Source organism: Rathayibacter sp. AY1E6, assembly GCF_002931115.1.
Taxonomy (GTDB): Bacteria; Actinomycetota; Actinomycetes; order Actinomycetales; family Microbacteriaceae; genus Rathayibacter.
In genome coordinates, this window is the sequence record NZ_PSVK01000009.1 from 39,498 (window position 1) to 64,882 (window position 25,385).

The window sequence follows — 25,385 nt, forward strand, 5'->3', positions numbered from 1 at the left end:
CTCTGCCTCTCCCCTTCGTCTCTTCCCAGCCGGTGCAGCACTGACGGGATCGGGCAGGCTCGCCTGGCTAGCGCTACCGAGGGGTGGGTGCTTGCATGGCCCTCATGTCGACCCCATTCACGCCTCAGCCCTCCTCGCCCCGCGCGGAACCGCACGACAGCGCGATTTCAGGGCGGCTGAACTGGTTGCGAGCGGGCGTGCTCGGCGCGAACGACGGCATCGTCTCGGTCGCCGCTCTCGTCGTGGGTGTCGCCGGAGCGACGACCGCCACGGCACCGATCCTGACGGCGGGCGTCGCAGGGGTCGTCGGCGGTGCGATCTCGATGGCGCTCGGCGAGTACGTGTCGGTGAGCAGCCAGAGCGACAGCCAGCGCGCACTGATCGCGAAGGAGCGGGTCGAGCTGGCCGAGGATCCCGACGGGGAGCTCGAAGAACTCGCCTGGCTCTATCGAGCGCGTGGCCTGACCCCGGAGACAGCGCATCAGGTCGCCCGCGAGCTGACCGAGAACGACGCTCTGACCGCACATCTGGAAGCGGAGCTCGGATTGAACGAGGAAGCGGTCGCCAGCCCGCTCGCCGCCGCCGGCGCCTCGGCGCTGGCGTTCCTCCTGGGAGCCGTGCTGCCGCTGCTGGCGATCCTGCTCCCTCCGCCGGACTGGAGGGTTCCGGTGACCTTCGCCGTGGTGCTGATCGCCCTCGCCGCGACCGGATACATCAGCGCACGGGTCGGCGGCAGCCCGGCTCTGCGCCCGATGATCCGCATCGTCGTCGGCGGCGCTCTGGCCCTCGCGGCGACGTTCCTGATCGGCCTGCTGCTCGGCACGTCCGGCGCAGTCTGATGTCCCGGATCCTCGTCGTCGAGGACGACCCGCAGATGGGTGCCCTCGTCGAGCGGGGACTGCGGGAGGACGGCTACGACGTGCAGCTCGTCGACAACGGCGTCGACGCGCTGATCGCCTTCACCGCGGGAGACGTCGATGTCGCCGTCGTCGACGTGATGCTGCCAGGGATGACCGGGTTCGAGGTCTGCCGACGGATGCGGGAGTCGGGCAGCACCGTCCCGGTCGTGCTGATCACGGCGCGGGACGCCGTCGAGGACCGGATCTTCGGGCTGGACTCGGGCGCCGACGACTACGTCACCAAGCCGTTCCACTTCGGCGAGCTGAGCGCCCGGATCCGCGCACAGATCCGGCGCCGAGCCAGCGGCCCGCAGCCAGTGGTCCAGATCGGAGCGCTGCGCCTGGATGCCCTGTCCGTGCGCGCGACGGTCCGAGAGCGTCCCTTCGCGCTGAGTGTCAAGGAGCTCACGCTGCTGCGCTTCTTCGCCGTGCATCTCGATGAGGTACTGACCCGGACGGAGATCCTCGCCGAAGTGTGGGGGTCTACGGAGACGTTCGAGCCGACCCTCGTGGATCAGTACGTCAGCTACCTCCGCAAGAAGCTCGCCCTCGCCGACACAGGCCTCCGGATCACGACCGTCCGCGGCGCCGGATACCGGCTGGAGCGCGCCGAGTGAGGCTGCTGCGCTCCCTGTCGATCCGCTCCCGGATCACCCTCGGCAGCCTCCTCGTCGCGCTGATCGGGGTCGGCGTGATCACCCTCGTGCTGCACGGGCAGTTCCGCAGCATCGTCGTCGCGTCCGAGGTGACCCTCGCCGAGGGCGACCTCGCCCCGTATCTCGCCGATCTGGGATCGGACCCGACCGAGACCCCCGACCCTCCGGCCGAGGGGATCCTGATCTTCGCGCGCGCTCCCGGCGGAGCGGTCCCCGTCGATACGATGCCGCACGACGTCCACGAGGTTCTGGAGCGCAGCACCGGCAGCGACGGCACCTCGACGGTGATGACCGACGAGGACGTCCGGTTCACGATCGTCTCCCGGACCCTGGACACGAGTGCGGGCACGTGGGAGCTGTGGGCGGCTCGCAGCGGCGCCGGCAGCGACCTGACCGTCGCGGCCCTGGACCGGACGCTGCTCGTCAGCGCCGCGGCCCTCGTGATCCTGTCCGCCCTCGCCGCATGGCTGCTCACCGGCGCCGCCCTGCGTCCGGTCGAGCGGATGCGCCGCACCGCCGCGTCGCTCGGCGACCGGCACGGCGGCGAGCTTCCCGTAGGCCCGGCGACTGATGAGCTGTCGGATCTGGCGGAGACGTTGAACGCGTTCATCGCCCGGACGCGGGACACCGCCGATCGGGAGCGGCAGATGGTGTCCGCGGCAAGCCACGAGATCCGCACGCCGCTGGCAGTCGTCATCACCCAGCTCGAACTCGCGCACCGGCACTTCGGCGACGCGGACGCCCTCGAAGAAGAGATCCGCGCCGCCGAGGGGTCCCTCGCCCGCCTGTCCCGCCTGGCGACGAACCTCCTGGAGCTCTCCCGGCTGGACGCCGCCCCGCCCGTCACCGCGCGCGCGACGGCGAGCGAGCTGGAGACCGAGCTGATGGACTCCGTCGACCGGCTGAGGACGATCACCGGCGGCACCGGCCCCGACATCGAGCTCGATACCGCGATCGAGCGCGCCGACGCGCCCTACCCGCTCTCGGTGAGCGCGTTCTCGCGGATCCTCGACAATCTCGGCGCGAATGCGATCGCCGCAACACCTCCTGCCGGACGCATCACCCTCCTCCTCGAGCAGCACGATTCCACCCTCGAGCTGAGCGTCCGGGACACTGGGCACGGCATCCCGGAGGAGTTCGTGCCGCACGCGTTCGAGCGCTTCTCTCGACCCGACGAGGCGCGCACCAGCCGCGACGGCGGCAGCGGGCTCGGGCTCGCCCTCGTCGCAGCTCTCGTTGACACCGCGGACGGATCGGTCACCATCGAGAACTGTCGACCCGCCGGAGTGAGGGTGACGGTCGTGCTGCCCGAGCGGTGACATGTGAGACCTCGAACACGAATCGGACTCCGGCGGGGAATCGGCACGCATCCCTCATAGTCGACACCAAGACTCCCCCGCGACGGTAGGAGCGCGCCCCCGGAAACCCGAGGTCGGCGCATGCGACACCGACCGGAGGGCGCCGCCGTGAGCACCACGATCCGACCGACCAACGCACCCGCACCCCACGCGCCGACCACGCTGCGGCGGTCGCAGGCCGACCGCGAGCGATCCCTGCGTCGGCGCCTGCGTTCCGCGGACGCGCTCGTCACCGCCAGCTGGGTCTCGGTCGCCCTCGCCATCGCGCTCTACCTCGCAGCCGGCGGGCCCGCGGAGGCCACCGATATAGCCGGAGCTCTCACGGCCGCAGGGATCGTCGCCGGCCTCGTCGGCACCGACCTGATCCTGGTCATGCTCGTCCTCGCCGCCCGGATCCCCTGGATCGACCGCACCTTCGGCCAGGACACCGCGATGGCGCTGCACCGTCGCCTCGGCAAGCCCGCCCTGTCTCTGATCCTCGGGCACGGTGCCCTGCTCACCGTCGGCTACGCCCTCACCGACGGGCTGACGCTGTGGAACGAGACACTCGCCCTGTACTCCGGCGCCGACATGCTCCTGGCGCTGCTCGGCAGCACCCTGCTGGTTCTCGTCGTCGTCACCTCCCTCGTCGCCGTGCGCCGCCGCTTCGCCTACGAGGCGTGGCACGCGATCCACCTCCTCAGCTACGCGGCCGTCCTCGTCGCCGTCCCCCACCAGCTCTCCGCCGGCCAGGTCCTCGCCGGGAGCACCCCGCAGCGCGTCTACTGGATCGCCCTCTACGTCCTGGCGTTCGGAGCGATCGCCTGGTTCCGGTTCGCGATACCGGTCCTCACGACGCTGCGGCACCGGATCCGGGTCGAGGCCGTCGAGACGATCGCCCCCGGCGTCTTCTCCATCCACCTCTCCGGCCGCGACCTCTCCCGCCTCGGCGTGATCGGCGGGCAGTACGCGATCTGGCGGTTCTGGAGCCACGGCACCTGGTGGCACGCCCACCCGATCTCCTTCTCCGCCGTCCCGACCGACACCCGCGCGCGGATCACCGTCCGCGCACTCGGAGCCGGGACCGACCGGCTCGCACGACTGCGCTCCGGGACCGCGGTCTCGACCGAGGACCCTTACGGGATCTTCACCGACGTCGCCCGCACCGCCCCGCGCCTCGCGATCATCGCCGCCGGCATCGGCATCACCCCCGCTCGAGCGCTCCTCGAGCACGGCGGCCTGCGCCCCGGCGAGGCCACCGTCCTGCTGCGCGCCACCGACGACTCCCAGACCTACCTCTGGGACGAGACACAGACACTGGTCCGCAGCAGCCACGGCGCACTGTTCGGGATGATCGGCCGGCGGCCCGCAGGGCTCGCGACGTGGATGTCCGCCGAGTCCATCGCCCGCGGTGTGACGCTCGCCTCGGCGCTGCCGGGCCTGCTCGACTCCGACCTGTTCGTCTGCGGTCCCACCGCCTGGGCCGACCTCGTCGTCCGCGACGCGCGAGCGGCAGGCCTGCCCGACCGGCAGATCCACGTGGAGAGGTTCGACTGGTGAGAACACGAGCAGCAGTCGCCAGCGTCCTCGCCTCCCTCGCCGTCCTCGTCGGCGGCTGGCAGATGGGATCCGCCGGCGCCACCGGTTCCCCGCTCGCCACCGGGACGAGCGCCACCACAGCCACGGAAGGAGCGGCTCCCGCGGTGACCACGCCGACCCCGGCCGGCGCCCCCGCCTCGACGACGCCCTCCGCCGGCGCGCCCACCGACCCGTCGGCCGGTACGAGCTCGACGGCCACTGCGAGCCCGTCCGCCTCGGCCGACGGCACGTGGACCGGCTCATCTGTTCCGACTCGCTTCGGCGCTGTGCAGGTCGCGATCACCGTCGCCGGCGGGCAGATCACCGACGTCACGGCCGTGCACCTCACGGACAAGGACGGCCGGTCCGTGTCGATCTCGCACCGGGCCGCGCCGATCCTGCGTCAAGAAGTCCTCGCCGCCCAGTCCGCGAACGTGCAGGCGGTCAGCGGAGCGACCTACACCAGCGACGGGTACCTCACCTCCCTGCAATCGGCGATCGACCAGGCCGGACTCTGACCGTGCACACGTTCACGACGATGGGCACCGTCGTCAGCCTGCGCGCCGCCGACGACACCCCGGTCGGCGACGTCGAAGCCGTCTTCGCCGACGCCGACGCCCGCTTCAGCCTGTACCGGCCGGAGTCGGAGGCGTCCCGGATCGCCCGCGGCGAGCTCGCGCTGACGGCCGCGTCCGAGCAGATGCGGACCGCCTACACCGAATCGCTGCACTGGCGAACGGCGACGGACGGCGCCTTCACCCCGCACCGGCCCGACGGGGTCATCGACCTCGCCGGAACCGTCAAAGCGACCACCATGGCGCACGCGGCCCGGCTGCTCGGCGACGGCGAATGGCTCCTCGATGTCGGGGGAGACGTCCTCACCTCGCCCGCCGACAGCTGGACGATCGGGATCGTGGATCCCGGCGACCGGCAGGCGCTGCTCTGCATCGTCCCCCTCGGCGACGGTCGCCGCGCGATCGCCACCTCCGGGACCGCCGAACGCGGAGAGCACGTCTGGCGCCGACCTGCCGAGCCCGGTGACGTCCCCTTCGTGCAGGTGTCCGTGATCGCCGAGGACATCGTCACCGCCGACGTCCTCGCGACCGCGATCCTCGCCGGCGGCGTCGGGACGCTCGACACCGTCACCGACCGCTTCGACGTCGACGTCCTCACCATCGACGCCGCCGGTGCCCTTCTCGTGACCGACCGGCTCCGCCGCCTGATCGCACCGGCGAGCCGGCACACGTCCTGACTCCGCTCGGTCGGCTCCTCGCATATCGGCGGTGAAGCGGGGAGTCGGCTCGGAGGACGGGCGAGTGATCGTTCGAGGGCTCACACGAATACGTCCAACGGCAGAGCGCGCAGGGCGGGGCGCGTTAGCGTCACGAGGACAGCCCCCCTCTCGACCGAAGGCGCCCCCGATGAACGACTGGCAGATCAACGGCCTCCCCCTCCACCCGCTCCTCGTGCACGCCGTCGTGGTTCTGCTCCCCCTCGCCGCACTGATGCTCATCCTCGGCAGCCTCTGGCCGGCCGCCCGCCGCAAGTTCGGGATCCTCACCCCGATCATCGCCCTCGCCGCGCTGATCGCCGTCCCGCTCACCACGCAGGCCGGTGAAGCGCTCGAACGACAGACGGAGCCGTCCGCGATCCTCGAGAAGCACACCGAGCTCGGCGACCACCTGCTCCCCTGGGCTGCCGGCCTGTTCCTCGTCGCCCTGGTCCAGTGGCTCTGGTTCCGCCGCACGCGACGAACCGAGGACCGAGCCGCCACCACCCGCCGCCCCCTCGTCGGAATCGTGCTCGCCGTCGCAGCGATCGCCATCTCCGTCGGAGCGACCATCGACGTCATCCGCATCGGCGACTCCGGCGCGCAAGCCGTCTGGTCCGACTCCACCTCGAGCACCAGCACCGATCAGGCACCCGCGCCCGACAGCGACGACGACTGACCGACCCGCTCTCGGGCACTGCCCTCTCCGGCTGACACCGCCCCCTCTTCGCAGGAGGATGGTGTGAGTGCCTCAGCACTCGACGCCATCTGCGAGGTCCTCGGCTGCCAGGTGGGCGACATCCTGACTCACGTGCCGGACGACGTCGGGAGCAGTACGGATCGGCTCGGTGACCGAGCGGCCCGCTGACACGTCGCACCTCGGTGGTCGACTGGTCACCGCGGGCGTCGTCCAGCTGGTGGCCGTCGTCGCGCTCAATGTGCTGGGGCCGATCGTGCCCGTCTGAAGGATCTCCGGCCCGAGCGCTCAGGGTCCACTGCGGTCCCCGATCTGTCGCCTCTGCTCGGCTGGGCGATCGCCGCGGCGGTGTTCCTCGTCTGGGCCTGGTCGACGGCGTGGCCGGCCGGCCCGGAACGCACCCGCGACCTCGCCCGCCACGAGGACCGGTCCCGGAAGCTGGTCGACTCGCTCACCATCGCCGCCACCTTCTTCAGCCTCGTCCTCGTGGTCGTCGCGCTCCTCCGCAGCCAGCAGAAGGACCCCGTCGGATCCGCGGCCGCGATCCTGGCGGTCGTCGGGATCGTCGCGGCCTGGGCGCTCGTCAACACCGTCTACGCCTTCAAGTACGCGCTCATGTACTACCTCGACGACCGCCACCGCTTCGACTTCGACCAGGACGAGGACCCGTCCTACAGCGACTTCGCCTACACCGCGTTCTCGATCGGGATGGCCTACAGCGCGAGCAGCATCACCCAGTCCTCCACCCCCTCACGCCGCGTAGCCCTGGCCCACGCCCTGCTGTCCTACTTCTTCGGCACCTTCGTCGTCGCTGTCGCCATCAACCTCATCACCGGCCTCACCCAGGGAGGGTGAGGAGTGCCGCACATCCTCAGGCAGGCGTGTCGGAGCTCGATACTGATGTCATGGCATCACCGCTCGTCTCCGACGTCGCTCACTCCGGTCTCACCGTGGCCGACCTCGACGACGCGCTGGTGCTGTGGTGCTCCGGTCTCGGGTTCGTGCTCGAGCGCACCTTCACGCTCGACGTGGACCTCACGGCGGCGACCACCGGCGTCCGTGGAGCCGTGATCCGCGCAGCGACGGTGACACTCGGCCCCCACCGGGTGGAGCTGCTGCAGTACGACCCGCCCCGACAGCTCGAGTCCGCCGGCTCGCCCGCGCAGGTCGGCACGGTGCACATCGCGCTCACGGTCTCGGACCTCGATCGTGTCCTCGAGCTCTGCGCTGGACACGGTTGGAGACCGGTCGGGACACCTCACCGGATGACCGCTGGCGCCCGAGCCGGCACGCGCATCATCTACCTCGAAGGTGCCCTCGGCGGATTCCTCGAACTGATCGCGCCCCCGCAGCTCCCGTAGGCCGCGTCAGCCCATCGCGTTGAGCGCCCGACCTCTCAGCCCGCCAGCCTCGCCATCCACTCCTCCACCGCGTCGGGCGTGCGCGGCATCGCCGCCGAGAGCAGGATCGACGACGTCTCCGTGACCACGAGGTCGTCCTCGATCCGGATGCCCAGGCCCCGCAGCTCGGCGGGGACCGTCAGGTCGCCCGGCTGGAAGTAGAGGCCCGGCTCCACGGTGAGCGTGTGGCCGGCCGCGAGCACTCCGCCGAGATACGTCTCGTGCGGAGCGTGGTTGCAGTCGTGCACGTCCATCCCGAGCATGTGCCCGGCGCGGGAGATGCTCCACCGGCGGTGGTACGACGCGGACGGGGCCATGGCCTCGTCGACGGAGCAGCGGATCAGGCCGAGGTCGATCAGCCCCTCGGTGAGGGCTTGCCCGCACGCGTCCTGGTAGTCCTGGAAGCGCACTCCCGCGCGCAGGGAGTCGATGCCGGCCTGCTGCGCGCGCAGCACGATCGAGTACACGTCCCGCTGCAGCGGGGTGAACTCTCCGCTGACCGGGACGGTGCGGGTGATGTCGGCGGCGTAGAGCGAGGGCAGCTCCACTCCCATGTCCATCAGGACGAGATCGCCGTCGGCGAGGGGCCCGGTGTTCCGCGTGTAGTGCAGGGTCGTGGCGTGCGCTCCCGAGGCGACGACCGATCCGTAGGCCGGTCCCTGTCCCTCGACCAGGGCGCGGCGGGCGAAGGTGCCCTCGAGGTAGCGCTCGCCGCGGGGCATCGCGCGGGCGACCTGCCACGCCTCGAGGCAGTCGTCGAAGCCCCGCACCGTGCCGTCGACGGCGAGCTGCAGCCGTCCGATCTCCCAGTCGTTCTTGATCAGGCGCAGCTCGTCGAGCGTCGCCTTGAGCACGAGGTGCGGTCCGAGCTCCGGCCCGCAGATGCTCCGCACCAGCTCGTCGACGCTCTCGTCGAGGGTGGGCAGCACGCGGATGCGCCGGGCCCGCCGCGCGGCCCGCTCCACGTCGCGCGTGAAGTCGGCCAGCGGCCGGGTCTCGACGCCCAGCGCCGCCTGCGTCTCGGCGAGCGACGGCCGCGGCCCGACCCAGAGGTCGCCGAGGGCGTCGTTCTGCCAGAACTCGTCGCCGTCGCGGCCGGAGGGAGCCCGCAGGTACAGGATCGAGCCGGCCTCCCCTCCCGTCGTGTCGACGACGAGCACGCTCTCGGCGACTCCATTGCCCGTCAGCCACACGTGGTCGGTGCCCGGGCGGAAGCGGTGGTCGCTGTCGTTCGAGCGCACCCGCGGCAGGCCGGAGGGGATGATCAGCAGCTCGGCGGGCAGCGCCTGCGCCAGTCGCGACCGGCGCTCCGCGGTGTAGGCGAGCACCGGCTCGTCGGGGTCGATCACCGGCTCCGGATCGGCCCAGCCGGCGGTCATGAACGCGCCGTCCCCGGGGAGCGGACTGCGGTTCACGGCCCTCGGCATGCTCCAGAGAGCGGACTCCTCGGCCCGGACCTCCTCCACCGCGCTCACGCGCTCGTCCGCTCCAGCGCGTCGGGCAGCTCCTCGAGCCAGGCCGCCCGGTCGGCGTCGAGTGGAGCCAGCGGCAGCCGCCCCAGGCCGTCCGGCAGCGGGATCGCCGCGAGCAGCGCCCGCGTGTACGGGTGCAGCGGGCTCTGCCACACCGTCTCGGTGTCCCCCGACTCCACGACCCGGCCGCGGTACATCACGAGCACCCGGTCGGCGATGCGCCGGACCACCGAGAGGTCGTGCGAGATGAACAGCATGCCCGCGCCGGCCTCGACGCTGAGCGAGCGCATCAGCGCGGCGACGCTCGTCTGGGTCGAGGCGTCGAGGGCCGAGATCGGCTCGTCGGCCACGAGCATCCGCGGCCGCGCCGCGAGGGCCCGCGCGATGGCGATGCGCTGCTTCTGGCCGCCGGAGAACTCGTGCGGGAACCGGCTCGCCATCGCCGGGTCGAGCCCGACGCGGCGCAGCCAGTCGGCCGGATCCGAGCCCTCGGCGCCCCGGGCGAGCGCCGCCCGGACGCCGTCGCCGATCTGCTCGCCGATGCGGCGACGGGGGTTGAGCGAGGAGTTCGGGTCCTGGAAGACCATCTGCACGCCGGTCATCGCCGGACTGCGCCGACGGAGTCCGAGCGCGGGCACGTCGACGCCGTTCAGGCGAACATCGCCGCCGCGGCGCTTCTCGATGCCGACCACCGCGCGCGCGAGGCTCGACTTTCCGCAGCCGCTCTCGCCGACCAGCGCCACGACCTCGCCGGCCGCCACCCGGAAGCCGACCCCGTCGACGGCACGCAGCGGCGGTCGCCGCCCGTACTCGACCACGATGCCATCGGCCTCGAGAACCACTCCCGCGCTCATCGCGCACCCCTCTCGACGTCGCCTGCCGTGGCCGCGCCCGGATCGTCCGCGGCGGCGGCCCTCTCGTGCCCCTCGACGAGCTCGGCGACCAGCTCCTCCGGGCTCTCCTCGAAGCTCGAGCCGGGCAGAGCCGCGAGCAGCGCCCGCGTGTACTCGTCCTCGGGTGCGGTGAACAGCCGCTCGCGCGGAGCCGACTCCACGACGAGCCCCCGGCGCATCACCGTCACCTCGTCGGCCACGGCGCTCATCACGCCGAGGTCGTGGGTGACGAGCAGGATGCTCAGCCCGCCGTCGTCGACCAGCTCCCGCAGCAGCTGCAGCACTCCGGCCTGCACGGTCACGTCGAGCGCGGTCGTCGGCTCGTCGGCCAGCAGCACGGAGGGCTCGCACGCGAGCGCCACCGCGATCGCGATGCGCTGCCGCTGACCGCCGGAGAACTGGTGGGGATAGCGCCCGAGGGAGGCCCGGGCGTCCGGCACCCGCACCCGCTCGAGCAGGGCCTCGGCCCTCGACCGCGCGGCCTCCTTGCCGAGACCGAGGTGGTGGCGCAGGTGGTCGGTGAGCTGGCGTCCCACGGTGAGCTGCGGGTGCAGGCTCGTCGACGGGTCCTGGAAGACCATGGCGACCCGGCGTCCGCGCACCGCGCCGAGCACCTGCCGGGACGCGCCGACGAGCTCCGTCGTGCCGTCGCCGGTGTCGTCGGCGAGGCGGATGCTCCCGCTGGCCGTCATCGATCCGGGCAGCAGTCCGAGCACCGCCAGGGCGGTCATCGTCTTGCCCGAGCCCGACTCGCCGGCGAGGCCATGGATGCCGCCGCGGCGCAGCGCCAGATCGATGCCGTCCACGACGGCGTGGCTGCGGGTGCGGATGCGCAGCCCGCTGATGGTCAGTGCGTCGCTCACAGCGTGGCGCCTCCTCCGCGGATCGTCTGCGACCGCGGGTCCAGGGCGTCGCGCAGGGCGTCGCCGACGAAGTTGAACGCGATGACGATGGTGAGGATGGCCAGGCCCGGGAAGACGCCGATCCACCACGCGTCGAAGTTCTGGATGGCGTCCGACACCATCGAGCCCCACTCGGCGGTCGGCGGCTTCGCGCCGAGCCCGAGGAACGACAGGCCCGACAGCAGGAGGATGGCCGTGCCGATGTCGAGGCTCGCCAGGACGAGCACCGGGCCGACGATGTTGGGCGCGATGTCGCGGACGAGGGAGCGCAGCGGCGAGAAGCCGAGCAGCTGTCCGGACACGACGTAGTTCGACGAGCGGAGGCCGAGCACGAGACCGCGGGTCAGCCGGGCGTAGGACGGCCACGACACGATCAGCGCCGCGAGCACCGCGTTCAGGAGCGAGGCTCCGAGCGCGGCCGCGATCACCATCGCCAGGATGACCGTGGGGAACGCCATCACGAGGTCGGTGATGCGCATCGCGACCTCGTCCACCGCACGGCCGAGGAATCCGGCGACGGATCCGACGATCGCGCCGATCAGCACCGACATCACGACGAGCAGCAGGGCGAGCGGGATGGTGACCCGGGCACCCCAGATCACGCGCGAGAACACGTCCCGGCCGAGCGCGTCGGTCCCCATCAGCGTGCCCTCGCCGGGCGCCTGGAGGAGGGGCAGGTCCTGCGCGAGCGGATCGTGCGGGGCGATGACGGGGGCGAGCACGGCGATGAGGATCCAGAGCACGCCGACGGCGGCGCCGAGGAGTCCGAGCGGCGCCGACCAGCGGCCCAGGCGCAGGCGGGGGCGGCGCAGGCGGAGGCCGGGGGCGGCGACCGGGTCGAGCACTCCGGCACCGACGCCGTCGCGCGGACCGGCCGGAGCGCCGTCGCGCGGGTCGGACCGGGTGGTTCGCGGATCCGTCACGAGGCCAGCCTCACTCTCGGGTCGAGCACGCCGTACAGCAGGTCGACGATCAGGTTCACGAGCAGGTACATCACGCCGATGAGCAGGCCGACGCCCATGATGCCGCGCAGGTCGAGGTGCGACGCGGCCTGGTAGGCGTAGGAGCCGATCCCGGGCCAGCCGAAGACCGCCTCGACGAGCACGGTGCCGCTGAGCAGGCTGCCGAAGGCGAGGCCCACGACGGTGAGGATCGGGATGCTCGCCCCGCGCAGCACGTAGGAGAAGGTGACCGCGCGGTTCGGCAGCCCCTTCGCGCGTGCGGCCCGCACGTAGTCCTGGTCGAGGATCTCGAGCACCGCGGTGCGCACGAACCGGGTCAGCAGGCCCACCGTGTAGAGCGTCAGGACGAGCACGGGGAGGAAGAGGTGCGACGCCGCGTCGAGGAAGGTGTCGAGCTGGCCGGCGAGCAGGGCGTCGACCGTGTAGAGGCCCGTCACCGTCGGCGGCGTGGTGAAGTCGCTGCTCAGCCGGCCGGATCCCGGCGCGATCCGCAGCTGGAAGTAGAGGACGTAGTAGAGGACCAGCGCGAGCCAGAAGGTCGGCACGCTGAGGCCGGCCAGCGACACGACGCGCAGAACGTGGTCGGAGGCCCTGCCGCGCCGGTAGGCGGCGACGGTGCCGAACAGCACGCCGACGATCACGCTGAGCACGATGGCGCCGAAGGCGATCTCGAGGGTGGCCGGCAGCGCCTTCGCCAGGTCGGCGACCACCGGGTTGTGCGTGGTGGTGGAGACGCCGAGGTCGCCGTGCAGCAGGTTGCCGAGGTAGGTGAAGTACTGCACGACGAGCGGCTGGTCGAGACCGTACTGGGCGCGGAACTGCGCGACGATCTCCGGATCCTCCGCAGCGCGCTGGCCGAGGGCGGCCGCCACGGGGTCGCCCGGCACGAGGTTGGTCAGGATGAAGGTGACGAGGGTCACGCCCACCACCAGCAGCAGCGAGGTGAGCACGCGGCGGAGCGCGTAGCGGAGGAACGGGTGGGCCGCCCGGCCCCCGCGCTGACGCGGGGTCCGGACGGCCGTCGTGGTGGTGGACACGGGCTACTGCGCGGTGAGGGCCGCGATGTCGATGGTCCACACCGCGTTGTAGACGACACCCGAGACGTCCTTCGCCGCGGCGATGTTGTTGCCGGGCTGGAGCAGCGGGATGAAGGGGCCGTCGGCGTTCAGCGCGGTCTGCAGCTCCTCGAAGCGCGACTGGCGCTCGTCGTCGCTGCCGCCGGTGGCCGCGGCGTCGGCCAGCGCCGAGATCGCGGGGGCCGCACCGTCGGTCCAGCCGGAGCGGAGGCCCACGACGTCGCCCGGCGTGAAGACGAGGTAGTCGCTCGGGTCCGGGTAGTCCGGGCCCCAGTACCAGAGGCCCATGGTCTCGGTGCCGTTGCGGTAGGCGTCGAGCTCGGTGGCGACGGGGGCCGGGGCGAGCTCGACGGTGATGCCGGCGTCCTTCAGCTGCGACTGGATGCGCTGCGCGATGGTCGGGAAGTCGATGCCGTTCAGGCTGATGTCGCTCGGGAAGTTGAGCGTCACGGACTCGCCGGTGTAGCCGCTCTTCGCGAGGTCAGCCTTCGCGGCGTCGAGGTCCTGGGTGAGCGCGCCGCTCTCGGGCAGGGCGCCGAGCAGCATGCTCGGGATGACGCCGGACGCCTGGGCGGTGCCGTTGCCGGCGATCGAGACGAGGTCGTCGTAGTCGACGGCCTCCTTCACGGCCTTCACGAAGTCGGGGTTCGACGTGATCGCCGAGACGCTCGGGTTCTGGTTGAGCAGCAGGAAGATCACGTTCGCCGACGGGTCGCTGGTCACCGCGACCGAGTCGCCGAGCGCCTCCGCCTGGGTGCCCGAGAGGTCCAGCGCGACGTCGGCGCTTCCGCCCTCGACATTGATCTTCTGGGTCGCGCCCTCGACGTTCTGGATGACCACGCGGCCGTAGCCCGGGGCGTCGCCGTCGTAGTTCTCGTTCGCGGTCAGCACGACCTGCGAGGCGAGGTCGAGCGTGTCGAGCACGTACGGGCCGGAGCCGGCGGAGGTGGTGTTGAGGAACGTCTCGGCGGTGTCGGTCTCGTCGGTGGTGCCGCCGTTCTCCTTCACGACCTTCGAGTTCAGGATGCCGAGCGCCGGGTTCGCCAGGATCGCCGGCAGGGCGGGCGTGGGGTTCTCGGTGGTCAGCACCACCGTCGTGTCGTCCTTCTTCGTGACGGTGACGCCGTCGAGGAGGAACGAGGGGTTGCCCTTGAGGCCGATCACGCGCTGCAGCGAGAACACCACGTCGTCGGCGGTCATCGCGGTGCCGTCCGAGAAGGTGTGCTCGCCGTTCAGGGTGAGGGTGAAGGTCTTCGCGTCGTCGGACTGCTCGAGGCTCGCGAGGCCGTCGACGACCTGCGAGACGTCGCCGCCCTCGAAGGTGAGGAGGGTCTCGTAGAGCGCCTTGTCGACCATCTGGCCGGTCGGCTCGTACATGCGGCCCGGGTCGGCGGTCTTCAGGTCGAACGCCTTGTTGATGGTGAGCGTCGCGCTGCTGCCGTCGGCGGTGTCGACGCGGCCCGAGGAGCAGCCCGCCACCAGAAGGGCGAGGGAGACCGCCGCAGCGGCGATCACCACTCGCGTCGGGGCGGAGCGCGGGGTGCGGGTGGAGCGGACAACCATGGAGGCCTCCTGGCGAGGGTTCGGCTGGACGTGTTGCGAAACGATGGCACATCGCGACGCACTCCGTTTCCAGAGGGCCGCTATCGTGGACGAACTGCCTCCCGCAGCGACGAAGGAGTGGATTATGTCGATCACCGATCCGGCCGCCGGTGCGGTCGCTGGACAAAGCGCGGGCGGGCTCGACGACCTCAATCTGCGCATCCTCGCCGTCCTGCGCGAGAACGGGCGCATCTCGATGTCCGCCCTGGCCGAGCGGGTGAACGTCTCGCGGGCGAGCGTCTACAACCGGGTCGAGCAGCTGACCGCATCCGGCGTCATCACTGGATTCTCGGCCCTGGTCGATCCGGGAAAGGTGGGGCTCGACGTCTGCGCCCTGGTGTTCGTGACGGTGCATCCGCAGTCGTGGCACCGGTTCCGCGAGGGCATCCTCCAGATGCCCGACGTGGAGTACTGCTGCATCACGACCGGCGAGCACGACGCGATGCTCCTGGTCCGCTCGCTCGACATCGGCGGCGTGCACGACTTCGTCACCGGCGTGGTCGCGGCCCGGCCCGAGGTGAAGTCGGTGGTCTCGGTCGTCGTGCTCGACGAGGTGGTGCGCAAGGCCTACCTGCTGCCCTCCGACATCCCCGACCGCTCCGGATCGACGAACCGGCTCGGCATGACGCGGTTCACCACCGCGGGGAACGGCCGCGACGCGGCGCGCTGAGCGTCAGACCTCGACGCAGATGCTGACGTGGTCGTCGCCGTCGATCTCGAACTCCTCGACGAGCCGCAGCAGGCCTTCGCCGTCGAGTTCGACACGGCTGCCGCCGGTACCGCTGACCACGGTCCCGCCGTCGATCAGCTGATGCACGAACGAGACCTGCAGGGCGTCGCCGGTGCGCGTGCCCACGAACCGGCCGAAGGTCACGGTGTCGCCGACGTAGTCGCCCCAGACCACTCCGTCGCGCTCGGAGTAGCGGAACCGCGACGGCGACTCCGGGTCGACCGCGCTGTTGGTCGAGGAGGTCATCACGAACTCGCGGCCGTCGAGACTGGGGGCAGTGGTGGCGTCGTTCACGTCATGGAGTATGCCGGAGAGGTCGGGGTGTCCTGGCCGCGGGCCGATTTCGTCTCATCCTTCGGGTCGCGAACCTGTGGAACTGGACGAAAGTGTCGTCACGGCGTCCCTCCACGGTTCATTCGTCTGCGGTCGCGGACCGACCGACGTCGCTCGGATCGAGCCGAAGGCCCTCCGGCGTGGAGCGGGCGACTCCACGGACAGGACGTCGTCCGGTGTCTGCGAGGCGTCCGGACCCCCCCCGGCCGCCTCGATGCTCCAGCGATTCGTCCGCGATCGGATTCTTTCCCGTACTCTCAAAACCCGTACGGGGAATGAATCGGGGCTCATTCGCAGCCGATTCGTATTCAGCATCTTGGGGGCGCAATGGATCCGCAGCAATCGGTGAACAGTGATCGCGCCGTGTGCGCCCACGCGAGGAGCGGCGGATGACCGGGTCGAGTGCGACCGGCGCCGTGGTGAAGCGCCCCGAGTCGCGGGAGTGGATCGACTTCGCCAAGGGCGTCGCGATCAGCCTCGTCGTGCTCTACCACTCGTCGTTGTTCCTCGGATTCTTCGACCTCGCGGGGTACGTCCCGAAGCTCCGCACCGTGCTCCTCTACTTCCCCATGCCCGTGTTCTTCTTCATCGCGGGCCTCACGGCCGCCCGGATGCTGACGTGGACGTTCGCCGAACTGTGGCGCCGCCGAGTGCTCGCGCTGGTGTACCTCTACCTGCTGTGGTCGTTCATCCGGGTCGTCTTCTACCTCATCGTCCCGTTCTCACGGTCGGAGGCGACCTCGCCGACGGACCCGCTCAACGTGCTGGTGCTCCCCATCCTGCCGTCGAGCAGCTACTGGTTCATCTGGGCTCTCGCGATCTTCAGCATCCTCGCCTGGCTGATCCGCAAGGTGCCCCGATGGATCCAGCTCTCGGTGGCCGGGCTGCTGGCCGTCGCGGCGACGACCACCGGCCTGCTCGACACCGACAACATCGGCTGGGACCGGGTGCTCCAGAACTTCATCTTCTTCCTCGTGGCGATGTTCATCCCCCGCACGTTCTACCGCTTCGCCGCTCGTGTGAAGCTCTGGCAGGCGCTCGCGCTCGCGGTGGCCTACCTCGGCATCATCGCGGTGATCGTCGCCTTCGACGCCAACCGCATTCCGGGCGTCATCCTGATCGCCAGTTCGGTCGCGATCATCGCGGGCATCGCCGGCTCCCAGTACCTCGTCAAGGTCCGCGCACTGAAGATCTTCGTCACCATGGGGCAGCAGAGCTTCCAGATCTATCTCCTGCACCTCTTCGTGATCGCGGTCGTCGTCGCATTCGTCCCCCTGCTCGGCGAGACGAATGTCCCAACCCTTCCGGCGACGGTCTTCCCGGTCGCCCTGACGGTGTTCTCCCTCTGGGCGTCGCTGTTCATCTTCCAGTCGCTGCGGCGCTTCTCCTGGCTGTGGGTGAGCCCGTTCAGCACCGGCAAGTCCCAGAAGAAGCGCCTCGCCGCCAGGAATGCGAGATCAGCCGAGGTCCAGCCCACCGCGGTCGAGTCCGCAGCTCCTGTCGCCCCGGCCGATGAGCCCGCTGACGCGGGGACTGCGGGCAGACCGGAGAAGGACTGACCGGCGAGCACCTCCCGGGCGACTCCCCGGGCGACCCTTCTGCAGGCCCGAGTCGTCTCGGGCGCTGGTGACTCCGCGTCAGACCGGGCCGGCCCGCACTGCTCGGTCTCGGGCGAGCCGAGGGAGCAGTCGGACGAGGACGACCATGCCGACGAGTTCCACGAGAGTCTGCGTGACGACGACGACGGGCGCGAGCGACAGCGGTGCCGGGAGCGCGAGTGCGAGGGGCAGCACGACGAGCGAGTTGCGGGTCGCGCCGCTGAACACGAGGGCGCGCGTCGCGGGCACGTCGAGTCGGAAGACGCGTCCAGCACCCAGCCCGAGAGCGGTCATGACCACGAGGAATCCCGCGTAGAGCGGGACGAGGACGAGAAGCCGGCCGGCCGAGGCGCCCACGGCGCCGGACTGGGAGGCGACGACGGTGAAGAGCGTGGCCGTCATGAGCGGCACCATGAGCCCGAGCATCGTGGACTCGACGATCCGGCCGGACACGTGTCGGCGCGCCAGGGCCTGCACCAGCCCGGCCGCGGACAGCGGCACCACGATCAGCAGCAGGAACGCCCGCGCGAACGGACCGGCGTCGACCACCGCCACCCCCGCAGGACCGATGAAGAGCAGCAGATACACGGGGAGGAGGAGGATCTGCGCGAGCATCAGCAGCGGTGCGGCGGCGAGCAGCCTGTCGGACGCCCCTCCGGCGAGCCCGGCGAACACGATCACGTAGTCGATGCACGGCGTCAGGAGCACCAGGAGGACCCCGAACAGCAGCACCGGAGTGTCGGCGACGAATCGGGACAGCCCGTAGGCGACGAGCGGCACGACGACTAAGTTCAGCACCCCGACCGAGGCGAGGAAGCGGCCGTCGCGCAGAGACCGTCCGATCGCGGCGAACGGGACCCCGAGGAACGTGGCGAACAGCAGCAGCGCGAGCACCGGTTCGATCGCGACCTCGAGGTGGTGCGCGGCGGGCAGCAGCAGTCCGAGAGCGGCGCCGGCGGCGATCGCGGCGAGGTAGAGCGGGATCTGGCGGTGCTCGAGCCAGGCGACGAGCGCTCTCACGACAGCAGGTCGGCGAGAAGGAGGGGCACGGGTGCAACGGTAGAGGTCCGAACCGCTTGAGGGTCGCTGCTCTGCCGCTCGTCGCGGCGGAGGGGCTTCTCCCTCGACCCCGCCCCGGTGAACGGACCGGGTCGAGACCTTCGACGATGCGGCACAGCCGGGATCCGCTCCCGCACGGTCCTCCCCGTGAGACGCGCCCAGGACGAGACGCCGTCGACAGCTCTTTCCTGCGTCACTCGACGGTCCTCATAAGCTTTCGCAACTTCTGGTGCAGAGGTGTCGGAAAGATACGAACGCATCATGTCGCATCAGGCGCGTAAGCCTCGAAGAGCTCAGAGGTATTGAGGCCTCGGCCAGTTAGTGCTTTAATCCACATCGAACCGGTTCGATGATCTATGCAGCACTGTACGGACAGGTTCGACCAATCGCTCGATCAATGGAGATACAGCAGATGAACAGATCCATCGCTCTACGCGAGACGCCTCCCACGGATGCCGACCGGCGACAGCGCCGTCGGATCCGCGGGCGTCGTGTCCTCGCAGCAGTCGTCTCAGCGGCGGTCGTCGCAGCGGGGAGCGTCCTCGCCGTGGGCGCTCCCGCGGAAGCGGCACCCGGAGCCGCAGCCACGCTCGTCGTGGAGGCCGACCAGCCCTTCCGCCCCGTCACTCACATGGCCAGCGGGTCCCTGTACGGACTGGCGAGCGCCGGCGTCCCGTCCCTCGACAAGATCCTCCCCATCAAGCCGCACACCTTCGTGCAGAAGCCCGAGGGGGGCACCCAGCAGCCGACCGGTGACGCCCTGTCGGTCGCCGACACCGCGAAGTCGGCCGGTGCGGGCGTCGTCGTCCGCCTGGTGGACTACCTGCCCGGCTGGCCCTATCGATACGACAAGGCCTCCTGGCTCCCGGCCGTCGAGAAGATGGTCGAGGACACGCAGGCATCCGGCAAGACGAACATCGTCGCCTATGCCATCTGGAACGAGCCCGACATCACCTGGCAGGCGTCGAACGGCTCCTTCTTCGATCTCTGGACCGAGACCTACCGTCTGATCCGCACCCTCGACCCCGAGATGCCGATCCAGGGCCCCGCCTACTCCGACAACATCACGAACATGCGCGCGTTCTACGAGCACGCGAAGGCGACCGACACCCTCCCGGACGTCCTCGAGTGGCACGAGCTGATCCGCTCCTCGAAGATCAAGGGCGACGTCGAGAAGGTCCGGGCCATCCTCGACGACCTCCACCTCCCCGAGCCGCCCATCGACATCACCGAGTACGCGGCACCCGCCGAGGTCGGCCTGTCCGGCCCGCTGGTCGGCTACATCGCGAAGCTCGAGCGCTACGGGATCACCCGCGCCGAGCTCCCGTTCTGGAACCAGTCGGGCGCCCTGGGCGACCTCCTCACCGGACGGAACGGCGACCCCAACGGCGCGTACTGGCTCTACACCTGGTACGCCCAGATGAGCGGCCAGATGGTGACCACCACGCCGCCGTCGAACGAGAGCCCGCTCGACGGCGCCGCCTCCGTCAGCGACGAGGGCGACGAAGTGCGCGTCATCGCCGGCGGCAACACCGGAGCCACGTCCATCAAGGTCAACGGGCTCGACGAGCTGTCGCTCGGCTCGAAGGTCGACGTCCAGGTGGACTTCACCGCCTCCTACGGCCGCACGGTGAAGACCGACGGCCCGGTCACCATCTCGAACACGACCTACGAGGTCGCCAGCGACGGATCGATCACGGTGCCCATCGTGATGAACCCGACCTACGGCTACCAGGTGATCGTCACCCCGGAGAAGAGCCCGACCAGCCTGGCGGGCGACTACACCGTGGGCAACGCGAACTCCGGTCTGCAGCTCGCCACGCAGGGCGGCGCGACCGCGAACGGGACGCCGGTCGTCCAGGCCGACTCCGCGACCTCGACCGGACAAGCGTGGAGGATCACGGCAGCGGGCCAGGGCCTCTACCGCGTCATCCACACGCCCAGCGGACGCGCCCTGACCATCGCCGGCGCCGCGACGTCCAACGGAGCAGCCGCGGTGATCGCCGACGCGAACGGCGGAGACGAGCAGCTCTGGCAGCTCATCCCCGACGGGAAGGGGAAGGTCCGCCTCGCGAACTACGCGACGGGCAAGACGCTCGGGGTCCTCAACCTGAGCAAGGACGCGGGCGCTGCGGTCATCCAGTGGTCCGACGGCGCACCGACCTCCAACTGCCAGGTCAGCGGAGCCCGCCAGCCGGGCAGGTTCGGCACGGCACTGGACTTCTGCAAGACGGCGTCGTACGGGTCGCTCCCCAGCGGAATCGTCAGCGGACTCACCGGCGACTGGTCGGTCTCGACCTGGATCAAGCCGGCGTCGCTGACGAACTACTCCCGCGTCTTCGACTTCGGCACGGGCCAGAACGTCAACATGTTCCTCACCCTCAACGCCGGGGGCGCCGGACCGCGGTTCGCCATCACGAACACCGGCGCCGGGGGCGAGCAGCGACTCACCTACGGCGGTCAGAACTTCCCGCTCAACCAGTGGTCGAACGTGGTCGTCACCGTCTCGGGCACGCAGGGCACGATGTACCTCAACGGCACGGTCGTCGCCACGAACCCGAACATGACGGTGAAGCCGTCGGCTCTCGGGAACACCAACCGGAACTACCTGGGCAAGTCGCAGTACGGGGACCCGGCCTACGACGGCGCGATCGACGACTTCGCCGTCTACGACCGGGCGCTGTCCGCGGCCGACGTGGCCGCTCTGGCCGGCGGCCGGGCGGCGGCGGGCACCGTCGCGCAGTACGCGTTCGACGAGGCGTCCGGAGTCGCGCTCCAGGACTCCTCGGGGAACAACCGGAACGGGACCATCGTGCTCGGAACCGACGGAGCCACCACCAGCACCGCGACCGACGCCCAGACCGCCGACCGGTTCTGGACGCTCACGCCGGTCGCCGTCGCCGACACGACCAAGCCGGCGGTCACGCTGGTGTCGCCCACCACGGCGGGCCCCTTCTCCGCACTGGCCGTCCAGGTCGACGCGACGGACGACCGCGGACTGAAGCGCATCGTGGCCAACATCTACAAGGACGGCAAGCTCGTCACGAGCACGCAGTCCCCGGTCGCCGGTGGAGCGAGGACCGGATCGCACTCGGCCACGGTGCAGCTGCCCGACGGGAACTACACCGTCAAGTACAACGCGGAGGATCTCGCGGGCAACATCGCGCCCACGAAGACCTTCGCGGTGACGCTGGACAGCACGGCGCCGACGGCCACGGTCAAGACCGAGCCCTCCTTCACCACCGGTGAGAAGGGCGTCTACGACCAGGTGAGCTTCAAGCTGTACGACGCGGGCAGGATCGACAGGGCGGTCATCAACGGTCGCGTGAAGGATCTCACCGACAACGCGTGGTCCGACGTGAACTTCATCAAGCCGGGCGTCTTCGGCGCGGTCAAGGGTGCCAACACCATGGTCGTCCACGACGTCGCCGGGAACACCACCACCGTCCAGTTCACCCTGAACTGACCCGGACCTCGAGGCGCCCCGTATCCGTACGGGGCGCCTCGAGCGTGTGCGGGGCATGCCACGGCAGGCTGGGCGCAGCTGGGGCGCCCCCCACCCGGACCGGCAGCGGCCCCTGGATGCAGGAGCATGAGGTGCGACCGCCGCGTGCTCTCCTGCACCTGAGCGGAGAGCCGGCAGCAGTCCGACCGGTCCTCGCCGTCCGACAGCCTCCGAGGAGAACGACAGTGGCCACCATCGCAGACGTCGCCCGCGAAGCGGGCGTCTCCCGCAGCACCGCGTCCTACGCGTTCTCGGGCAACCGCCCGATCTCGGCCGAAGTGCGCCGACGAGTGCTCGCTGCGGCTCGTCGCCTGGAGTTCACGCCCAACGCGGGCGCGCGATCGCTGGCGACCTCGCAGACCCGGGTCATCGGCCTGCTGGCGCAGTTCCTCGAGGACGAGTTCGCCCCCGCGATGCTGCAGTACACCCTCGGCGTCTCGAACATGGCCCGCGAGCTCGGATACGACATCCTGCTGGTCACCGACGCCGACGGCACGAGCGCCCTGCGACGCATCAGCGACTCCCGCATGGTCGACGGGATCGTCCTGCTCAACGTCGCCGTGGACGATCCGCGGCTGGACATCCTGCGCAACGCCCGGCAGCCGGGCGCCCTCGTCGGCCTGCCGAGGGACTGCTCCGGCGTCGACGTCTTCGACCTCGACTTCGAGGAGACCGGTCGCGCGATGATCGAGCACTTCCACGCCCTCGGGCATCGGGAGCTCGTGCTCGTGTCCCCGCCCCAGCACGTCGTCGATCGCGGCGGCGCCTACGTCTGGCGCCTGCAGGACGCCGCTCTCGAGGCCGCCGACGCCCACGGCATCCGACTGCACACGTCGTTCGCGCCCTCCACCCAGCCGGACGTCGGCCGGGCGCTCGGAGACCTGCTCGACGCGCACCCTCGGGCGACGGGCCTGCTCGTCAACAACGAGGCGGCCGCAGCGGCACTTCCGAGCGTTCTGGGAGCGCGGAGCACGAGGAGCCCGGAGGACGTCTCCGTGCTCGGCCGGTTCTCGGAGGAGTTCGCGCGCACCTTCTCGCTCCCCTACTCCTTCGTGGAGAGCGCACCCGACCGGCTAGGGAGCATGGCGGTGCGTCAGCTCGTCCGCCGGATCGAAGGCGCGACCGACACCGAGGAGGCGTACGTCGTGCGCCTCCTCGGCCCTGAGATCGTCGAACGTGGCAGCACGGCGCCTCCGCGTCCGGCTCCCGCGGCCTGAGCGGACGACCTCGGCCGGGGGCCCTCCATCCACCCGGGACCACGACCACGAGGCGTCGGCAGCGGACCGCAGGAGGGCGTCGGGACCCCGGAGTCCGGCAGCAGTCGCGACCAGCGAGAGCATCAGCCGCGGATTCAGAGGTCGTCGAGAACCTCCCGAAGGATGCGGGTCAGCGCTGTCGTCCTCTCGTGGTTGGTGGCCGATCCGAACGTGTAGTGGGGCATCCTCCTCACGAACGACCGGGCGTCGGGTCCGAGGGCCTTCTCCAGTGCTTCGGCGATCCGGGTGTCCGGTCCTGTGCCCGACAGCCATTCGAACGCGGCGTCGCCCATGCCGACCACCACCGGCGTCCGGCCGTCGGCTCCTTCGCGACAGGTGGTCAGCTCCCAGGTCAGCAGCTCGGCGCAGCGTTCGACGTGGTCCCTGCCCGCCTGCTGCTCGTCGCGCAGAGTCGTCCGAAGAGCCCCCGCGTCACGGGTCGGAACCAGTTTGAAGACGTCCGACATGTAGGCGACAGGCGCACTCGAGTCGAGGACCTCGTCGTAGGCGGCGCGCACACTGTTCCGGAGTGCGCCGTCGCCCCGATGACCGGGCGAATGGAAGGTCTGCCAGAACGTCGGGTCGGAGGGAGGGTTCTTCCCGCCCCAGTTGATCGCGAACAGCACGACGGATGTCGTCATGGGCTGCAGCTCGACGAACTCCTCGGGACTGCTCGCCGTGACGGGGCCGGCCAGGTCACCGCGCTCGCCCCACCTCGCCCAGGACGTCGCGTGCCCGAGCTTCCAGCCCCCTCCCTCGACATCGGGATGGCTGATGTCCTCGTCACGCAGGGCCTGGTACGTGGCGTAGTCGACAGGCGGGAAGCTCATAGCGGTCCTCTCGGGGCTGCAGGGCCCTGCCTCGGTGGCAGGAGGAGGGCGTGAGACCGGGCGTCTCGATCCAGAGGCTATCGAGACAGTGGTCTTGTCCGTCCCTCGTTCTCGAGTCCCTCCGGAGCGTCGTGCCGACCTCCGATCGGCGGAACGGTCGACGGCCTTCCGGCACCACGAGCACGGGCCGGGCGGACGACAGGTCTCGCTTGACGCAGCGGCTCGCGCCCCGCCGTCGCGATCGCCACCGCCCGCTGGACCAGTACCCTGTCGCCTCGCACCGCGTGGACCATCACCACCGCGACCGCCACCGCGGGAACTCTGGGCCTGGCGCTCGCCGCCGACACTCCGTCCGCCCTCGCGGCCTGCCTGCTCTTCGGATGGGGATGCACCGCCGCCACCGGGTCGCTCATCGCCTGGACCGCCGCTCTCGACTCGGACCGCGCGGCGACCGGCACGGCCCTGCTCTTCGTAGTGCTGATCGCCGGACAGGCCGTGGGCGCAGTGGGGCTCGGAGCGCTGCTCGACGGGCCGGGCACGATGGTCGCCTTCGCCGCCGCTGCTGTCGTGACGGCAGCCGCCGGAATCACCCGCCGCCAGAAGTCGCCGAATGATCGGCTGTCGGCACGGTCGTCCGGTTCGTAGTGTCGGACGTATGGATCCGCGACCGCTTCCCGCCGTCGGCGCCCCGGCCACCCGTGCGCTCGAGGACGCGGGCGTGCACGATGTGGACGACGTGAGGCGGGTGGGCCTCGACCGTCTCGCAACCCTCCACGGAGTCGGGCCGAAGGCGCTCCGGCTCCTCCAGCAGGCCCTCGACGCGGACGATCCCGCTCCGTAGCGATCCCTTCCCTGCACGGTCGCCTCGACCCAGAATGGTCGGAGGCTCGGCGTGCCGATTCCCGGGGGCGATCCGACCGCGGAGGCGGCCGCCGGGGGAACGGTGGTCGGATGAACCAGGAGGCGCGATGAAGATCATGCTCGTGATGCGGTCGGACGGCAGCTACGCCGGGGGCGATGCGCCCGAGGACTACGCGGCCTGGGCGGACTACGACGCGTCGCTGAAGGCGGACGGCGTCCTCGTCGACTCCGGACGCTTCGCCGACGCCTCCGGGGACGTCTCCGTCGAGACGGATCTGACCGTGGCGGGCAGAGGAAGCGGCACTCCGGCCCCTTCCCGAGCGGAGGAGCGGTCAGCCCTCGTCGGCTACTACCTGCTCGACTGCCCGACCCGGGACGACGCCGTGCGGTACGCCCGACGCGCCCCCCTCTACGGCTCGGTCGAGGTGCACGAGCAGGCGCAGTACTGAGCCCAGCTCTGCGGGCGCTC

At 70.7% G+C, this 25,385-nt stretch carries 25 protein-coding genes; 16 read left to right on the plus strand and 9 right to left on the minus strand.

Going from position 1 to position 25,385, the window contains the following annotated elements; translation table 11 throughout:
* Positions 1-95: 95 nt before the first annotated feature.
* The 10 genes from C5C46_RS09575 to C5C46_RS09620 all read left to right on the plus strand — a co-directional run bounded on the left by C5C46_RS09575 (position 96) and on the right by C5C46_RS09620 (position 7,798).
* On the plus strand, positions 96-839 hold the full coding sequence (locus tag C5C46_RS09575; RefSeq protein WP_104226515.1) for a VIT1/CCC1 transporter family protein: 744 nt from the start codon (positions 96-98) through the stop codon (positions 837-839).
* Entirely contained in the window at positions 839-1,516 is a 678-nt protein-coding gene (locus tag C5C46_RS09580; RefSeq protein ID WP_104226516.1) for a response regulator transcription factor, read from the plus strand. The genes C5C46_RS09575 and C5C46_RS09580 overlap by 1 nt, the downstream gene beginning before the upstream one ends.
* On the plus strand, positions 1,513-2,874 hold the full coding sequence (locus C5C46_RS09585; protein WP_104226517.1) for a cell wall metabolism sensor histidine kinase WalK: 1,362 nt from the start codon (positions 1,513-1,515) through the stop codon (positions 2,872-2,874). Before C5C46_RS09580 ends, C5C46_RS09585 begins: the two co-directional genes overlap by 4 nt.
* Before the next feature lie 147 nt (positions 2,875-3,021).
* Complete coding sequence (locus tag C5C46_RS09590; RefSeq protein WP_258059423.1) at positions 3,022-4,452, plus strand: ferredoxin reductase family protein; 1,431 nt, start codon at positions 3,022-3,024, stop codon at positions 4,450-4,452.
* Positions 4,449-4,988 (plus strand): FMN-binding protein, encoded by a 540-nt coding sequence (locus C5C46_RS09595; RefSeq protein WP_258059424.1) that lies wholly within the window; start codon positions 4,449-4,451, stop codon positions 4,986-4,988. Before C5C46_RS09590 ends, C5C46_RS09595 begins: the two co-directional genes overlap by 4 nt.
* A gap of 2 nt (positions 4,989-4,990) precedes the next feature.
* Positions 4,991-5,722, plus strand: coding sequence for an FAD:protein FMN transferase (locus tag C5C46_RS09600; protein WP_258059425.1), 732 nt, complete (start codon positions 4,991-4,993; stop codon positions 5,720-5,722).
* 169 nt (positions 5,723-5,891) lie between these two features.
* Positions 5,892-6,419, plus strand: coding sequence for a DUF2231 domain-containing protein (locus tag C5C46_RS09605; protein ID WP_104226519.1), 528 nt, complete (start codon positions 5,892-5,894; stop codon positions 6,417-6,419).
* 63 nt (positions 6,420-6,482) lie between these two features.
* Positions 6,483-6,608: a helix-turn-helix transcriptional regulator gene (locus C5C46_RS17430; protein ID WP_181065426.1), complete on the plus strand. Its 126-nt coding sequence runs from the start codon at positions 6,483-6,485 to the stop codon at positions 6,606-6,608.
* Positions 6,609-6,758: 150 nt separating this feature from the next.
* Positions 6,759-7,292, plus strand: a complete 534-nt coding sequence (locus C5C46_RS09615) for a DUF1345 domain-containing protein (protein WP_258059428.1) — start codon at positions 6,759-6,761, stop codon at positions 7,290-7,292.
* 50 nt (positions 7,293-7,342) lie between these two features.
* Positions 7,343-7,798: a VOC family protein gene (locus tag C5C46_RS09620; protein ID WP_104226522.1), complete on the plus strand. Its 456-nt coding sequence runs from the start codon at positions 7,343-7,345 to the stop codon at positions 7,796-7,798.
* 35 nt (positions 7,799-7,833) lie between these two features.
* Here C5C46_RS09620 and C5C46_RS09625 read toward each other — a convergent pair whose 3' ends face one another.
* Genes C5C46_RS09625 through C5C46_RS09650 form a run of 6 tightly spaced genes read right to left on the minus strand, consistent with a single transcriptional unit; the run spans position 7,834 to position 14,705 of the window.
* Entirely contained in the window at positions 7,834-9,312 is a 1,479-nt protein-coding gene (locus C5C46_RS09625) for an aminopeptidase P family protein (RefSeq protein ID WP_219812284.1), read from the minus strand.
* A complete protein-coding gene (locus C5C46_RS09630; protein ID WP_104226523.1) occupies positions 9,309-10,163 on the minus strand; it encodes an ATP-binding cassette domain-containing protein in 855 nt (284 codons plus the stop codon). The genes C5C46_RS09625 and C5C46_RS09630 overlap by 4 nt, the downstream gene beginning before the upstream one ends.
* Entirely contained in the window at positions 10,160-11,065 is a 906-nt protein-coding gene (locus tag C5C46_RS09635) for an ABC transporter ATP-binding protein (RefSeq protein WP_104226524.1), read from the minus strand. Before C5C46_RS09635 ends, C5C46_RS09630 begins: the two co-directional genes overlap by 4 nt.
* Entirely contained in the window at positions 11,062-12,027 is a 966-nt protein-coding gene (locus C5C46_RS09640; RefSeq protein ID WP_258059426.1) for an ABC transporter permease, read from the minus strand. The genes C5C46_RS09635 and C5C46_RS09640 overlap by 4 nt, the downstream gene beginning before the upstream one ends.
* On the minus strand, positions 12,024-13,103 hold the full coding sequence (locus C5C46_RS09645; protein WP_104226525.1) for an ABC transporter permease: 1,080 nt from the start codon (positions 13,101-13,103) through the stop codon (positions 12,024-12,026). The genes C5C46_RS09640 and C5C46_RS09645 overlap by 4 nt, the downstream gene beginning before the upstream one ends.
* Before the next feature lie 3 nt (positions 13,104-13,106).
* On the minus strand, positions 13,107-14,705 hold the full coding sequence (locus C5C46_RS09650; RefSeq protein ID WP_104226526.1) for an ABC transporter substrate-binding protein: 1,599 nt from the start codon (positions 14,703-14,705) through the stop codon (positions 13,107-13,109).
* Positions 14,706-14,829: 124 nt separating this feature from the next.
* Between C5C46_RS09650 and C5C46_RS09655 the strand changes: the two genes are divergently transcribed.
* Positions 14,830-15,414, plus strand: a complete 585-nt coding sequence (locus C5C46_RS09655) for an Lrp/AsnC family transcriptional regulator (protein ID WP_104223259.1) — start codon at positions 14,830-14,832, stop codon at positions 15,412-15,414.
* A gap of 3 nt (positions 15,415-15,417) precedes the next feature.
* Here C5C46_RS09655 and C5C46_RS09660 read toward each other — a convergent pair whose 3' ends face one another.
* A complete protein-coding gene (locus C5C46_RS09660) occupies positions 15,418-15,768 on the minus strand; it encodes a hypothetical protein (RefSeq protein WP_258059427.1) in 351 nt (116 codons plus the stop codon).
* Positions 15,769-16,196: 428 nt separating this feature from the next.
* On the opposite strand from C5C46_RS09660, the gene C5C46_RS09665 reads away from it, so the two are divergent.
* Positions 16,197-17,366: an acyltransferase gene (locus C5C46_RS09665; protein WP_104226527.1), complete on the plus strand. Its 1,170-nt coding sequence runs from the start codon at positions 16,197-16,199 to the stop codon at positions 17,364-17,366.
* A 78-nt stretch (positions 17,367-17,444) separates the two neighbouring features.
* On the opposite strand, the gene C5C46_RS09670 is transcribed toward C5C46_RS09665, so the two are convergent.
* Complete coding sequence (locus tag C5C46_RS09670) at positions 17,445-18,425, minus strand: bile acid:sodium symporter (protein WP_104226528.1); 981 nt, start codon at positions 18,423-18,425, stop codon at positions 17,445-17,447.
* A gap of 586 nt (positions 18,426-19,011) precedes the next feature.
* Between C5C46_RS09670 and C5C46_RS16915 the strand changes: the two genes are divergently transcribed.
* On the plus strand, positions 19,012-21,930 hold the full coding sequence (locus C5C46_RS16915; RefSeq protein ID WP_219812285.1) for a LamG-like jellyroll fold domain-containing protein: 2,919 nt from the start codon (positions 19,012-19,014) through the stop codon (positions 21,928-21,930).
* Between the two features lie 224 nt (positions 21,931-22,154).
* Positions 22,155-23,186: a LacI family DNA-binding transcriptional regulator gene (locus tag C5C46_RS09680; protein ID WP_104226529.1), complete on the plus strand. Its 1,032-nt coding sequence runs from the start codon at positions 22,155-22,157 to the stop codon at positions 23,184-23,186.
* A gap of 134 nt (positions 23,187-23,320) precedes the next feature.
* On the opposite strand, the gene C5C46_RS09685 is transcribed toward C5C46_RS09680, so the two are convergent.
* Positions 23,321-24,055, minus strand: coding sequence for a hypothetical protein (locus C5C46_RS09685; RefSeq protein WP_104223263.1), 735 nt, complete (start codon positions 24,053-24,055; stop codon positions 23,321-23,323).
* Positions 24,056-24,710: 655 nt separating this feature from the next.
* Between C5C46_RS09685 and C5C46_RS09690 the strand changes: the two genes are divergently transcribed.
* Together C5C46_RS09690 and C5C46_RS09695 are read left to right on the plus strand one after the other, a co-directional pair.
* Positions 24,711-24,896: a DNA-binding protein gene (locus C5C46_RS09690; protein WP_104223264.1), complete on the plus strand. Its 186-nt coding sequence runs from the start codon at positions 24,711-24,713 to the stop codon at positions 24,894-24,896.
* Between the two features lie 127 nt (positions 24,897-25,023).
* Entirely contained in the window at positions 25,024-25,365 is a 342-nt protein-coding gene (locus C5C46_RS09695; protein ID WP_181136513.1) for a YciI family protein, read from the plus strand.
* Positions 25,366-25,385 lie beyond the last annotated feature (20 nt).